Below are 14,290 nucleotides of genomic sequence, written 5' to 3'. Positions count from 1 at the left end.
TTCGGCCGTCCTATCCTGCTGCAAACAGGAGGAGCCGGCAATGACCGTCATCATCAATGGACAGGACCTGACCCTTACGGACATCCGCGCCGTTGCGCTCGGCGCCAAAGTGGTACTGACCGACGATCCCGCGATCCTCGCCCGCATCGAGAAATCGCGCCAAGTCATCGCCGGCGGTGTCGAGCGGGGCGAGCAGATCTATGGCGTCACGACGCTCTTCGGGGGCATGGCCGACCAGTATGTCGGCCCCGATCTTTTGGCAGACGTTCAGCGCATCGCCGTCTGGCAGCATAAGAGCACGACCGGCCCGCGCCTTCCTGCCGAGGACGTTCGCGCCGCGATGCTGCTGCGCGCCAACTCCTTCGTGAAGGGCGCGTCGGGCGTGCGCCGCGAGATCATCGAGCGCTACATCGCCTTTCTCAACGCCGGCGCGCATCCACATGTCCACCAGCGCGGCTCCATCGGCGCGTCGGGCGACCTCGTGCCGCTCTCCTATATCGGCGGCGCGGTGATCGGCCTCGACCCCGCCTTTCTCGTCGACATCGGTGGCGAGACGCTCGACGCCCATTCGGCGCTTTCCCGCATCGGCCTCGAGCCGCTCACCCTCCAGCCGAAGGAGGGACTGGCGCTCAACAACGGCACCGGCGCCTGCACCGGCGTCGCGGCCAACGCCACGGCGCGCTCGCTCGATCTCGCCTCGCTCGCGCTCGGCATCCACGCGCTTTATGCACAGGCGATGCTGTCGACCGACCAGAGCTTCGATCCGTTCATCCACGCGATGAAGCCGCATCCCGGCCAGGTCTGGGTGGCGCAGCAGATGGGCCGTCTGGTCGCCGGCTCGAAGGTCATCCGCTCGGAAGCGGCGGGCGGGCGCAGCCACCGCATGGGCAAGTTGATCCAGGATCGCTATTCGCTGCGCTGCCTGCCGCAATATCTCGGCCCGGTCGTCGATGGCATCGCGACCGCCGCGCGCCAGATCGAGACCGAAGCGAACTGCGCCAACGACAACCCGCTGATCAACCCCGACACCGCCGAAATCTTCCACACCGGCAATTTCCTCGCCCAATATACCGGCGTCGCCATGGACGGTCTGCGCTACCATGTCGGCCTCATCGCCAAGCATATCGACGCGCAGATCGCGCTTTTGATGACGCCGGAATTCTCCTACGGCCTCAATCCCTCTCTCGTCGGAAACATGGAAGCCGGCATCAATGTCGGGCTGAAGTCGCTGCAGATCGGCGGCAATTCGATGATGCCGCTGATGAGCTTCTACGGCCAGTCCATCGTCGACCGCTTCCCGACCCATGCCGAGCAGTTCAACCAGAACGTCAACAGCCAGGCGATGAACTCTGCCAACCTCGCCCGCGAGACCATCGACGTGCTGGAGCACTATCTGGCGGCCGCACTGATGATCGGCGTGCAGGCCGTGGAGCTTCGCGCCAAGCTCGTTGCCGACAGCTATGACGCGCGCACGATCCTGTCCGAGGCGACCAGACCGCTTTACGAGGCGGCGCGGCGGGCGGCGGGCGGCGCGCCCGATCCGGCTCGCCCGCTTCACTGGGACGATCTCGACGGCTTCATCCAGCCCAAGGTCGAGGGCATCCTGGCCGACATCGCCACCGGCGGCGCGACCATGCGCGCGGTGGGCGACGTCCGCGCCGGCTGGGCCGATCTCTGAGAGACCATGTTACCGCGCGGACACGAATGCAGAATGACTGCGCAAGCCTGCTCATTCAAAGTTGACACCAACAGTCAACAATTATAGCTGGACGTGATTGATCGTCCTACCCAGCCACCCGGCAAGGCACGCGGCGAATTTTTTGCTCGAGTGTATTTTTCCGGGGGACGGGATGAAGGCGCGTTTGATCGCGGCCGCGAGTGCGGCATTGGTATTGGGGTCGGGCGCGCAGGCGCAGGACACGACGGTTCTCGAAACGCTCGTCGTCGAAGGCGGCGATGCCCAGCAGAGCGGCGGTCCGAAGGGCGCCACGATCGCGCAGGACTCGTCGTCCGCGACGAAGACCGGCACCCCGATCATCGAGACGCCGCGCTCGGTCAACGTCATCACCGAACAGCGCATTGCCGACCAGGGCATGCAGTCCGTCCAGGACGCGCTGATGTATACGCCCGGCGTCTTCGGCGCGACATTCGGCTATGACACGCGCGGCGACTGGGCCTATGTGCGCGGCGTCTCGCCGGTCCAGTATCGCGACGGGCTGCAGGAGATTTTCGGCTTCTACAACAATGTCCGCCCGCACCCTTACGCGCTGGAGCGCGTCGACATCGTCAAGGGTCCAGCCTCCACGCTTTACGGCCAGAGTTCCATCGGCGGCATCGTCAATTTGACGAGCAAGATGCCCAAGGCGGAGACGAGCCGCGAGGCCTTCGTCGAATACGGCACGCACAACCGCAAGCAGGTCGGGGTCGACATGACCGGCGCGCTCGATGCGAATGGGGAGTTCCTCTACCGCTTCGTCGGCGCCTTCCGCGATAGCGACACGCAGGTCGACTATGTCGACGACAATTCCTACCTCTTCGCTCCGTCCTTCACCTGGGCGCCGAGCGACGACACCAGCCTGACGGTTCTCCTCAACGCGCAGCGCAACGAATCCGGAACCTCGACGCAGTTCCTGCCGTGGCAGGGCACCATCTTCCCGGCGCCGAACGGCCAGATCGACGATAGCGTGTTCCTGTCCGAACCCGGCTTCGACCGCTACGACACCGAGCAGACGGCCGTCACCGCGATCTTCGACCACCGCTTCAACGAGGTCTGGTCGATGAGCGCCCGCGCGCGCTATTCGGACAGCAATGCCGACTATCGCTCGATGTATCCGGCCTTCCCGCCGACCATCAATCCGGACGGGCGTACGATCGACCGCGTCGTCTATGTGGCGGATTCGGACGTGCAGGCCTTCACCGGCGACGTGCGCTTCAACGCCAACACGTTCACCGGCGCGCTGGAGCACAAGATCGCCTTCGGCGTCGACCAGCAATATGTCAATCTCGGCACGGCAAGCTATTACGGCGCGGCGTCTCCGATCGATCTCTACGAGCCCGTCTACGGCAACATTCCCGTCATTCCGGGCCTGTCGCCGCGCACCGTCACCAACACGCGCCAGACCGGCTTCTACGTCAGCGATCAGGTGCGCCTCGACAATTGGTTCGTCTCGGGCGGCCTGCGCTACGACATCGCGCGCGACGGGGCCGGCGACACCGACAATGTCCTGTCGAAGGATGTCGGCCTGCTCTACGCCTTCGACAACGGCATTTCGCCTTATGTCAGCTATTCCGAATCCTTCCTGCCGACCGCCGGAACCGACGTCTCGGGCACACCCTTCCGTCCTCTCAGGGGCAAGCAGGTCGAGGCCGGCATCAAGTATCAGCCGGTGGGCACGCCTTCGATCTTCACCGCTTCCGTCTTCCATATCGAAGAGAACGGCCGTCTCGTCGGAGATCCCACGAATCCGGGCTTCCAGGCGCAGCTTGGCGACGTGACGATCAGGGGCTTCGAGCTCGAGGCGCAGACGCTGATCAATTCGGAGTTCGAACTTCTCGCCGGCTATTCCTATCTCGACACCGAGACCTCGGCCGGCTTCCGCCTCGCCAGCGTCCCGACGCATCAGGCGAGCGCATGGGGCACCTGGCGTCCCGGCGGCGAATGGGAAGGCTTCAAGGCCGGCGCGGGCGTGCGCTATGTCGGCACCAGCTATGATGGCGTCGACACGATCGAAACGCCCGACTATGTCCTGGCCGACGCCATGATCGGCTTCGAGGCCGAAAACTGGGACGTCACGCTCAACGCGCGCAACCTGTTCGACAAGAAGCACGTCACCACCTGCCTCGCGCGCGGCGACTGCTTCTACGGCGAGCGCCGCACCGTCGCCCTCAAGCTCACCTCGAAGTTCTAGGGGCGGGCATGGGCGTCGCGCTCGACAGGGCTGAAGCCGAGACCGCGTTCATCGACGCGGTCCGGACGGCCATGCCGGGCATCGACGCCGAATTTTCCGAAACGCCTTCGGGCTGGCTCGGCGCGGGCGATGACGGCAGTGTCGTCGCGCGCCTCCACGGCGAGATCGCCTCGGCCTATGCGCCCGCCGGCCGCGCCTACCATGCGGTGCGGAGCTGGTCGATGCTGGTCTGGCAGCCCGCCATGGCCGGCATCATGGCCGTGCACGGCCAGAACATCGCGCTGCCTATCGACCGCATGGGCCAGTGCGTCGCCGATGGCGGGGTCTACGGTTTTCGCTTGGCCCCGGGCGAGAGCCTGCGCACCGACCTTGCCGGGATGATCGAGCTGACCGCAGTCCGCATCCGCGCCATCGCCGACCATCTCTACGCCGAACTCTGCGCCATTTCGCCGGTCAAGGAGAAGATCGCCTTCCGGCTTCTGGCCGACCGCATCCTCGGCACGCTTGTCCATCTCCACGCGCACGAGCCGCATCTCGACGTCTGCGCCCATGCCGATCGCTGGCTCGACGCCGCCGGCCTTTCGGGCATGAGCGCGCTTGCCGACGTGCGGCTGGAGAGCGGCGCGCTCCATCCCGTCCTCGACCGCAAGCAGTGCTGCCTTCACTATCTGTGCGAGTCCGGCGCGCTTTGCCAATCCTGTCCCAAACAGCCCCGCGCGCTTCGCATGGAGCGGATGCAGGCCTATTGGAGCGCCCATGCTTGATCTCACCGACATCGAGATGCGTCACGGCGCGCGCACGGTCCTGTCCGTGCCCGAACTCTCCCTCTCCGGCAGCGCCTTCACCGCCATCATCGGCCATAACGGCTCGGGCAAGTCGACGCTGATGAGCCTGATGGCGCGACAGCAGAAGCCGAGCTCCGGCCGGCTGATCCTCGACGGCGCCGATCTTCACGGAATCTCGCAGCGCGACCTCGCGCGCCGCCTCGCCTTCCTGCCGCAGCAGCTTGCCGATGTGCCCGGCCTCGACGTGCGCGAACTCGTCGGGCTCGGCCGCTACGCCTGGCGGGGCGCGCTCGGCATCTGGAAGGACGAAGACCGCCGGGCCGTCGAGGACGCTCTGGCCGCAACCGACCTGACCTCCTACGCCTCGCGCATGGTCGACCAGCTTTCCGGCGGCGAGCGCCAGCGGGCCTGGATCGCGATGCTGATCGCGCAGCAATCGCCGCTTCTGCTTCTCGACGAGCCCACCTCCGCGCTCGATCTCGTCCACCAATACGGCGTCATGTCACTCCTGCGCGGGCTGAACCGTTCGGCCGGGCGCGGCGTCGTCGTCGTCCTCCACGACGTCAACCTCGCAGCGCGATTCTCCGACCGGGTCATCGCGCTCAAGGACGGCCGCATCGCCTTCGACGGCCCTCCGGCCGAACTCATGTCGGGCGGGCTCCTGAGCGAACTCTACGGCATCGACATCCGCCTCCTGCCGCATCCCGACGACGCCCATCCGATCGCGATCGTGGCCTGATATGCGAGTCATGTTCCGCCGCGCCGTCCTCGCGGCTCTTCTCGTCATGGCGACGCCCGCCTTCGCCCAGACCACGATCACCGACAGCCGCGGCACCCAGACCTTCGCCGAAATCCCGCAGCGCGTCATCGCGCTTTCCTGGGCCGTCGTCGAACAGTTGGTCGAGCTCGACGTCCCGCTCCTCGCGGTCGCCGACCCCGACGGCTACGGCCTCTGGGTCGTCCAGCCCGCGCTCGAGCCCGGGGTCGAGAATGTCGGCCGCCGCGACGAGCCCAATGTCGAGCGCATCGCCGAACTGAAGCCCGATCTCATCGTGATCTCCGACGACCAGGCCGAACTAGCCCCGGTCTTGAAGCGCATCGCCCCGGTGATCCATTTCACGCTTTTCAGCCTCGAGCACGACAATGCCGAGGCGACCCGCACCAGCTATCTCGAACTTGCCCGCCTCTTCGACCGCGAGGACCTCGCCCGCGAGCGCCTCGCCGGGCTGGACGCGCATCTCGCCGCCCTGCGCGGCACGGTCGAGCGCCATTTCGGCGGCGACCTGCCGAAGGTCACCGCGATCAGCCTGATGGACCAGGCGCGGGTGCGGGTCCATGGCGGCAACTCGACGTCGCAGGCCGCGCTTCTCGCTCTCGGTCTCGAACCGGCCTTCCCGCAACCCGCGACGACATGGGGCTTCGTGCAGAAGCGCGTCGAGCAGCTCGGTCCGGTCGAAGAGGGCATAATCTTGAACATCGAGCCCTTCCGGGCGGCCGACCAGCTCTTCCCCTCGCCGCTCTGGCAGGCGATGCCCTTCGTGCGCGGGCACCGTTTCGCCGGCGTCCGGCCGAGCTGGACCTTCGGCGGCGCCTTCTCCATCGGCTACCTCGCCGAGGCCTTCACCGAAGCGCTGCTGACCATCGATCCATGACGAGCCGCATCGCCCTTTGCCTGGCCGCGCTCGTCGCCGCCACGCTGATCCATCTCGGTGTCTCGAGCCCGCTGCCGCTCGCGCAGAAATGGGCGCTCGCGACCAGTGTCGCTCCCGATCTTTTCGAGGAAGTCCGCTTCTACCACTCCGTCCTGCCGCGCCTTGCCATGGCACTTCTGGCCGGCGCCGCGCTCGGGCTTTCCGGCGCCATCATGCAGGAGGCGACGCAGAACCGGCTCGCCTCGCCGATGACGCTTGGCGTCTCGGCCGGCGCCCGCGTCGGGCTTTATGCCGCGACCGTCTTCGTGCCAGGCCTTGCCGCCGCCTATGGCGAATGGTTCGCGCTCGCGGGCGCATCGGCCACCATGGCGCTGGTGCTCGCCATCGCCGGGCGGCAGGGCATCGGCGGCCTGCCGATCGTACTCGCCGGCATGGCGCTGAACCTGCTCCTCTCGGCCGTCGCGGTCATGCTCATCATCATGAACGAGTTCTACGTCCGCCACCTCTTCGTCTGGGGCGCGGGCGACCTCACCCAGATCGACTGGCAGGGCGTCTCGTGGCTCTGGCCGCGCCTTCTCGTGGCGCTGCCCTTCGCGCTGCTCCTCTCCCGCCCGCTGACACTCCTGCGGCTCGGCGAGCAGGGCGCATCGGCACGGGGCGTGCCGATCCTGCAGGTTCTCGGACTGGCTCTCCTCGTCGCGCTCTGGCTGACGGCAAATGTCGTCGCCATCGTCGGCGTCATCGGCTTTGTCGGCCTCATCGCCCCCAACATCGCGCGAATGGCCGGCGCGCGTTCCACGCTCGACCGGCTCCTTTCCAGCATCGCGCTCGGCGCGGCACTGATGGTCGGCACCGACGTCATCGCGCTATACGGCTCCAACTTCACCGCCGACATGATCCCGAGCGGCGCCACCGCCGCCCTCGTCGGTGCGCCTGCACTGATCTGGCTCGCCGCGCGGCAGATGAAGGCGCGCGACCATCTGCGCTTCTTCCTGCCGAAAGGGCGCGAGCGCATGCCCATGCCCGCGCTCGGCCTCCTCGCGCTCCTCGCCGCCGCACTCGTCGCAAGTTCCTTCGCCGTCGCCGTGACTGGCGAGGGCTGGCGGGTCGAATGGCCGAGCGAACTCGTCTTCGCGCTTCGCTGGCCGCGCATCGCCGCCGCCGCCGCCGCCGGCGTCGCCATGGCCATCGCCGGCGTCGTCCTCCAGCGCCTCATTCGCAACCCGCTCGCCAGCCCCGACATCATGGGCATGACGTCCGGCGCCTCGCTCGCGCTCGTCGCCAGCTCGATCCTCGTCGGCGGCTCGATCCACGATGCCAGCGCAGGCATCGCCGTTCTCGGCAGCGCGGCCGTGCTCGCGATCCTCATCCTATTCGGACGGCGAACGGACTATGCGCCCGGCATCATGGCGCTCGCCGGCATCTCGCTCGCCGCCCTTCTCGACGCCATCGTCCAGTTCGTGCTCGCGCGCGGCGGCGAGGAGGCCTTCGCCATCGTCGGCTGGATGTCGGGCTCGACCTATCGCGTCCAGGCGGACGAGGCGCTGCTTCTAGTGCTCGGCGCAGCCGGCTTCCTGGCGATCGGGCTTCTCGCCCGCCGCCCGCTGACGCTCGTCATCGCCGGCGACACACTGGCCGGTTCTCGCGGCCTGTCCGTCCCGCTCGCCCGGCTCGGCATGCTGGTCTTTTCCGCGACGATCACCGCCGCCGTCACCTCGGTCATGGGGCCGATCGCCTTCGTCGGCCTGATCTCGCCGCATCTGGCCTCGCTTCTGGGCGCCCGGCGCGCGGCCGACCAGCTCTTCGCGGCCGCGCTCATCGGCATGTCGCTTTTGACCGTTTCCGACTGGCTCGGCCGCTCGCTGCTCTATCCGGCGCAGCTTCCGGCCGGCACGATCGCGGCGATCATCGGCGGAAGTTACTTCGTCCTGCTTCTGGCACGCCGCCCCCGGACCTGACGGTCCGTCAGATAAATCAACTGTGATTTCGCGCATGCAACGCACACGGCCACAGGTCGTTGGCATCCCGACGCTGCGGTTTCGAATCGCGGCTTTCGAACACATGAAAAGGGAGCCATCATCCATGTCCGATATCACAACCCGCCTTCTCGCCTCGACCGTTCTGGCCGTCGGCCTGATTGCCGGCCCAGCCTTTGCGCAGGACGATGCCAATGGCGACACCGGCACGGAGCAGGTCGAGGGTACCGCGCCGGCTGAGGGCGACGAAGCTGCCGGAACGGGTCCGGTCGAAACCGCCGCCCCGAACGCGCCGGATCAGGAGCCCGCCTTCCCCGAGCAGACCCGCGCCGACCAGCCTGCCGAAATGCCGCAGATCGACGTCCAGACGGTCGCCGAGGACCTGCCGCATCTCTGGGCGATGGAATTCCTGCCGGACGGGCGCATGCTCGTCAGCGCCAAGGACGGCGCGATGCACATCGTCACGCCCGAAGGCGAGGTCGGGCCCGAAATCTCAGGCGTGCCCGAAGTTGCGGCCGCCGGACAGGGTGGCCTGCTCGACGTCATCCTGGCGCCCGACTTCGAAGAATCCAACCGCATCTTCTTCTCCTTCGCCGAGCCGCGCGACGACGGCAACGGCACCTCCGTCGCCTCGGCCACGCTCGTCGCCGATGAAGAGAATGGCGGAGCGCTCGAGGATGTCGAAGTCATCTTCCAGCAGATGCCGAGCTATGACGGCGACAAGCATTTCGGCTCGCGCCTCGAAATCGACACCGACAATGCGCTCTTCATCGCCGTCGGCGAGCGTTCCGACGAGCCGATACGCGACCAGGCGCAGGACCTGGGAAGCGGACTTGGAAAAGTGTTCCGCGTGACGCTGGAAGGCGAACCCTTCGAGGGCAATCCCTTCATCGACGAAGACGGCGCGCAGCCCGAGATCTTTTCGTACGGGCACCGCAACATCCAGTCGGCCACGCTGGACGGCGAAGGACGGCTTTGGACTGTCGAGCACGGCCCGCGCGGTGGTGACGAGCTCAACAGGCCCGAAGCCGGCCTCAACTATGGCTGGCCCACGATCACCTACGGCATTGCCTATGGCGGTCAGGAAATCGGTGAAGGCATCACCCAGATGGATGGCATGGAACAGCCCGTCTATTACTGGGACCCCTCGCCCGCTCCCTCGGGCATGGACTACTACGAGGGTGAGGAATTTCCCGAATGGGAAGGCGCCTTCCTGATCGGCGGGCTCGTTTCCCAGGGGCTGATCGTTCTTCGGATGGATGGCGACATGGTCGCTTCGGAAGAACGCATCGCACTCGATGCACGCATCCGCGACGTCCGCGTCGGTCCCGACGGTGCCGTCTATGCGGTGACGGAAGACCGTGACGGCGGTTCGTCGACCATCCTGCGCCTTGCACGCGCACAGGATTGACCATCGTCGGACACGACGAATTGACGGGCGGCGCTTTTGCGCCGCCCTTTCTTTTGCGGAACGGCCAATGCGACCGGACGTTGATCTCTTTGAACAAGGAGCCGAACCATGTTTGAATCCTTCGAATGGTCCTTCGTCACCGTCCTCGCCCCGATCGTCCTGGCCGCCGCCATCGCCTATGCGCTCTTGACCCGGCGTCGGCTAACGCGGTCCGAGCGCGACGCGCAGGTTCGCGGAACGCATGAGCAGTATCGCGACGAGACCGACGACCGTCCTTAGAACGATTCCAACTTGATGATTTCAGTCAGGTTTGCATTGACAAGCGGCGGGTGAATGCTTTTGTAAAGCGAAGCGGCCGGTTCATGGCCGCGTGGCGAAGTCCGGGCCTTGAACCCGGGTGGAGCGTTCCGGCATCCCGTTTTTCAGTCGCGGATGCTTGCGCACCTCCCGGTCCGGACAAGCCGGTCACTAGTCAGGGTCGTGTTCGCAATGCTTGTCTGTAGCTGCAACATCATCACGCTCAAGGAGATCGAGGCGGCCATCGGCTCGCTTCTGGATGCCGATCCGTGGCAGCTCATCGTTCCTGCCAAGGTCTATCACTCGCTCCAGCAGCGCGGTCGCTGCTGCGGATGCTTCCCCAACGTCGTCGAGACGATCATCCGTGTCACCGAGGAATATCATCGCCGATCGGTAGACAGCGGCGACGAGGTCGTTACATATCTGGACCGCGTGCGCGGTCTGCGCGATCAATTCGGGAGCATGAGCCATGAAGGGCGAACCAAGGATCATCGAGCGGCTTAACGAAGCCCTCTTTCTGGAACTCGGCGCGGTAAACCAGTACTGGCTGCACTACCGCCTCCTCGACGACTGGGGCTACGGCAAGCTCGCCAAAAAGGAGCGTGCCGAATCCATCGAGGAAATGCACCACGCCGACAGGATCATCGAGCGCATCATCTTCCTCGAGGGCCATCCGAACCTCCAGAAGGTCGGCGCCCTGCGCATCGGCCAGAACGTCAAGGAAGTGCTCGAGGCCGACCTCGCCGGCGAATACGACGCCCGCACTTCCTACAAGAAGTCGCGCGAGATCTGCCAGGAGATGGGCGACTACGTCACCATGAAGCTGTTCGAGGAACTGCTCACGGACGAGGAAGGTCACATCGACTTCCTCGAAACCCAGATCGAACTGCTCGAAAAGCTCGGCGACGAGAAATACGGCCAGCTCAATGCCGAGCCGGCCAACGACGCCGAATAGAGACGGCCCGAAACTATTCTGACAAGGGGCGGTCCAATCGGGCCGCCCCTTGTCATTGTTTATAGTCGGTTTGGGTCGGTTCAGGCTACGCCCCGCGCTCATTTGACAGTCAAGTCAAAGTGCATTGGCGGGGGCTCGCACCATTTCGTATGTTCATTTCGTTCTCGATTATCTCGGGACGCTCAACCTCTTTCAGTGGTTCGGCCTTGCAGCCGCGCTCGCCGCTGTCATCTGGTCGATCTGGTGGGCCTACCAGCCCGACAACTGATCGCGCGTTTCACGCCAAGGTGAGAAAATCGGCCGGCTTCGTGCGTTGACGCTCGCCGGGACGTCATGCTCAATCGCTCGCAATCGAAACCTGGCCGATGATGGGAGTGCCCGGTGATCAAGAAGATTTTCGCAGCGGCGAGCCTCGCCGCGGCAATCGTCGCCACGCCCGCTTCCGCCGATCCGGACCCCAAGGATTGGGACGCTGTCGTCGCGGCGGCGCGCGGGCAGAGCGTCTATTTCAACGCCTGGGGCGGCTCGCCCAACATCAACGCCTATATCGAATGGGCCGCCGACGAACTCGACACGCGCTACGGCATCGACCTCGTCCATGTAAAGCTCGACGACACCGCCAACGCGGTCGCGTCGGTCGTCGCCGAAAAGGCGGCGGGCCGCGACCAAGGTGGCACGATCGATCTGATCTGGATAAACGGCGAGAATTTCGCCGCCATGAAAAAACAGTCGCTCCTTTTTTCGCCCGGCTGGGCGGAGGAGCTTCCCAATTGGCGCTTCGTCGATTTCGAGACCCAGTCGACGATCCGCACCGATTTCACCGTCCCCGTCGAAGGACTGGAAAGCCCATGGGGCATGGCGAAGCTCGTTTTCTTCCACGACGAGGCCAACACCCCGGCCGATACGGTGCCGCAATCGGCCGACGAGCTGCTTCAATGGGCGCGCGAGAACCCCGGCCGCTTCTCCTATCCGCAGCCGCCGGACTTCATCGGCTCGTCCTTCGTCAAGCAGGTCCTGTCGGAAAAGGTCGCGGATCGGTCCGTGCTCCTCGACCCGGTCGACGAGGCGAGCTTCGATGACGACACGGCCCCGGTTTTCGAATATCTCGACGAACTGCACCCGCTGATGTGGCGGCAGGGCCGCGCCTATCCGCAGAACTATCCAGCCATGAAGCAGCTTCTCGCCGATAACGAGGTCGACATCATCTTCGCCTTCAACCCGGCCGAAGCCTCGTCCGCCATCGCAAATGGCGAACTGCCCGACACCGTGCGCTCCTTCACCTTTCCCGGCGGCACGCTCGCCAACACTCATTTCGTGTCGATCCCTTATAATTCGTCGGCAAAGGAAGCTGCGCTCGTCACGGCCGATTTCCTGATTTCGCCCGAGGCTCAGGCACGCAAGCAGGACCCTTCCGTGTGGGGCGACCCGACCGTGCTGGCGCTCGACAAGCTCGATGCGGAGGACCGCGCCCGCTTCGATGCGCTCGATCTCGGCATTGCGACGCTTGCGCCGGACGAACTCGGCCCCGCCCTCGACGAGCCGCATCCAAGCTGGATGGACCGGCTCGAGGATGAGTGGCGCCGGCGCTACGGCGTCGCCAATTGATCAAGCGGCGTGACGGTCTCGCGCGCCTTGCGCGGATCGGTCCGCCGCTGACGCTGGCGATCCTCGCCGGGCCGATTCTCGCAGGTCTCGCCGGCACTGTCCTGCCCGCCTTCGGCTATCTGCCGGCGCTCGGCGGAACGGCGTTCGGCACCGACGCCTTCGCCGCACTCCTCGCCATGCCCGGCATCGCCCGCTCCGCCGCGCTCAGCCTCACCACCGGCCTCGCCTCCGCCGGCCTGTCGCTTCTCATCGTCATGCTCTTCATCGCCGGATGGGCCGGAACGCGCTCGTTCGCCCGCGTCCAGTCGATGATCTCACCGCTCCTGTCGGTGCCGCATGCCGCTGCCGCCTTCGGCTTCGCCTTCCTGATCGCTCCCTCCGGCCTTCTCGCCCGCCTCGTCTCGCCCGGCCTCACCGGCTGGACGCGCCCGCCCGACCTTCTCGTCCTCAACGACCCTGCCGGACTGGCCCTGATCGCCGGCCTCGTCGTCAAGGAAGTGCCATTCCTCCTCCTCGTCACCCTCGCCGCTTTGCCGCAGGTGCGCCTCACCGAGACCCGCGCGCTCGCCGCCGCGCTCGGTTATGGCCGCATCGCCGGCTTCCTCTATCTCGCCTGGCCCGCCATCTACCGTCAGATCCGGCTCGCCGTCTTCGCGGTCATCGCCTTCGCGGCATCGGTCGTCGACGTTGCCATCATCCTCGGTCCCAGCACGCCGGCGACGCTTGCCGTGCGGCTGGTCGGCTGGATGAACGATCCGAACCTGTCGATGCGCTTCGTCGCCTCCGCGGGCGCCCTGCTGCAACTCGCCGTCGTCGCCGCCGCGCTGGCGCTCTGGGTCCTCGCCGAGCGCCTCTTTGCCCGTCTGCGCGAGGCGCTGGTCGCCCGCGGCACCCGCATGCGCCACGATGCCGGCCTTCGTCACGGCGCGCTCGGGCTGATGACGGCGTCGGGCGCGACCGTCCTCGCCGGCCTCGTCGCGCTCGGGCTCTGGTCCGTCGCGGGCCTCTGGCCGTTTCCGCAGCCCCTGCCCTCGACCTTCATGCTCAAGCCTTGGATGGAGGCGCTGCCGCGCGTGTCGAGGCCGCTTGGAACCACGCTTGCCGCCGCCGCCCTGTCGACCTTCGTCGCCATCGCGCTCACCCTCCTTTGCCTCCTGCGCGAGCGGGACACGGGTCGAACCGGCGGTCGCAAGGCGCTCACCTTCATCTACCTGCCGCTGATCGTGCCGCAGGTCGCCTTTCTGTTCGGGCTGCAGTTCCTGTTTCTGTCGCTCGGTTTCGTCGCCAGTTTCCCCGGACTCGTCCTGGCGCATCTGATCTTCGTGCTGCCCTATGTCTTCCTCTCGCTTTCCGATCCATGGCGCGCATTCGACCGACGCTACGAGGCCATCGCCGCGGGCCTAGGCAAGCGTCGCTGGCGCACGCTTTTCGCCATCCGACTGCCGATGCTCGCGCGCTCGCTCCTCACCGCCGCGGCCGTCGGCTTCGCCGTCTCGGTCGGGCAATATCTGCCGACGCTCCTGATCGGTGCCGGGCGCCTGCCGACCATCACCACCGAAGCCGTCGCGCTCGCCTCGGGCGGCGCGCGGCGCACGATCGGCATCTACGCCTTCCTGCAAATGCTGCTACCCGCCATCGGCTTTGCCATTGCGATCGGCCTGCCGGCCCTGCTATTTCGCAACCGCCGCGCCATGCAATGAG

Annotated in this window: 13 protein-coding genes; all 13 read left to right on the top strand. The window is 66.2% G+C overall.

The window, feature by feature from the left end; genetic code table 11:
• Nucleotides 1-40: 40 nt before the first annotated feature.
• The 13 genes from ACT6QU_RS08960 (at nt 41) to ACT6QU_RS08900 (ending at nt 14,289) form a co-directional block, all read left to right on the top strand.
• Nucleotides 41-1,678 carry an HAL/PAL/TAL family ammonia-lyase gene (locus tag ACT6QU_RS08960; RefSeq protein WP_444565146.1) on the top strand — a complete coding sequence of 546 codons (1,638 nt, stop codon included), beginning with the start codon at nt 41-43 and terminating at the stop codon, nt 1,676-1,678.
• 172 nt (nt 1,679-1,850) lie between these two features.
• Nucleotides 1,851-3,908, top strand: coding sequence for a TonB-dependent siderophore receptor (locus tag ACT6QU_RS08955; RefSeq protein ID WP_444565145.1), 2,058 nt, complete (start codon nt 1,851-1,853; stop codon nt 3,906-3,908).
• Nucleotides 3,909-3,916: 8 nt separating this feature from the next.
• On the top strand, nt 3,917-4,672 hold the full coding sequence (locus ACT6QU_RS08950) for a siderophore ferric iron reductase (protein WP_444565144.1): 756 nt from the start codon (nt 3,917-3,919) through the stop codon (nt 4,670-4,672).
• Entirely contained in the window at nt 4,665-5,432 is a 768-nt protein-coding gene (locus ACT6QU_RS08945; RefSeq protein ID WP_444565143.1) for an ABC transporter ATP-binding protein, read from the top strand. Before ACT6QU_RS08950 ends, ACT6QU_RS08945 begins: the two co-directional genes overlap by 8 nt.
• 10 nt (nt 5,433-5,442) lie before the next feature.
• Nucleotides 5,443-6,345 (top strand): iron-siderophore ABC transporter substrate-binding protein, encoded by a 903-nt coding sequence (locus ACT6QU_RS08940; protein WP_444565142.1) that lies wholly within the window; start codon nt 5,443-5,445, stop codon nt 6,343-6,345.
• Nucleotides 6,342-8,303, top strand: coding sequence for a Fe(3+)-hydroxamate ABC transporter permease FhuB (gene fhuB, locus ACT6QU_RS08935; RefSeq protein WP_444565141.1), 1,962 nt, complete (start codon nt 6,342-6,344; stop codon nt 8,301-8,303). Before ACT6QU_RS08940 ends, fhuB begins: the two co-directional genes overlap by 4 nt.
• A gap of 124 nt (nt 8,304-8,427) precedes the next feature.
• Nucleotides 8,428-9,732 (top strand): PQQ-dependent sugar dehydrogenase, encoded by a 1,305-nt coding sequence (locus ACT6QU_RS08930; RefSeq protein WP_444565140.1) that lies wholly within the window; start codon nt 8,428-8,430, stop codon nt 9,730-9,732.
• 108 nt (nt 9,733-9,840) lie between these two features.
• Nucleotides 9,841-10,011 (top strand): hypothetical protein, encoded by a 171-nt coding sequence (locus tag ACT6QU_RS08925; protein ID WP_173401403.1) that lies wholly within the window; start codon nt 9,841-9,843, stop codon nt 10,009-10,011.
• Nucleotides 10,012-10,221: 210 nt separating this feature from the next.
• Entirely contained in the window at nt 10,222-10,533 is a 312-nt protein-coding gene (locus ACT6QU_RS08920; RefSeq protein ID WP_444565139.1) for a (2Fe-2S)-binding protein, read from the top strand.
• Nucleotides 10,499-10,984 (top strand): bacterioferritin, encoded by a 486-nt coding sequence (gene bfr, locus ACT6QU_RS08915; RefSeq protein ID WP_444565138.1) that lies wholly within the window; start codon nt 10,499-10,501, stop codon nt 10,982-10,984. Before ACT6QU_RS08920 ends, bfr begins: the two co-directional genes overlap by 35 nt.
• A 124-nt stretch (nt 10,985-11,108) precedes the next feature.
• Nucleotides 11,109-11,252 carry a hypothetical protein gene (locus ACT6QU_RS08910; RefSeq protein ID WP_444565137.1) on the top strand — a complete coding sequence of 48 codons (144 nt, stop codon included), beginning with the start codon at nt 11,109-11,111 and terminating at the stop codon, nt 11,250-11,252.
• A gap of 113 nt (nt 11,253-11,365) precedes the next feature.
• Complete coding sequence (locus tag ACT6QU_RS08905) at nt 11,366-12,589, top strand: ABC transporter substrate-binding protein (RefSeq protein ID WP_444565136.1); 1,224 nt, start codon at nt 11,366-11,368, stop codon at nt 12,587-12,589.
• Complete coding sequence (locus ACT6QU_RS08900) at nt 12,586-14,289, top strand: ABC transporter permease (RefSeq protein ID WP_444565135.1); 1,704 nt, start codon at nt 12,586-12,588, stop codon at nt 14,287-14,289. The genes ACT6QU_RS08905 and ACT6QU_RS08900 overlap by 4 nt, the downstream gene beginning before the upstream one ends.
• Nucleotide 14,290 lies beyond the last annotated feature (1 nt).

The sequence above is a fragment of the Aliihoeflea sp. genome, assembly GCF_052435475.1.
GTDB lineage: Bacteria > Pseudomonadota > Alphaproteobacteria > Rhizobiales > Rhizobiaceae > Aliihoeflea.
This window is presented reverse-complemented; position numbering and strand designations above follow the sequence as displayed.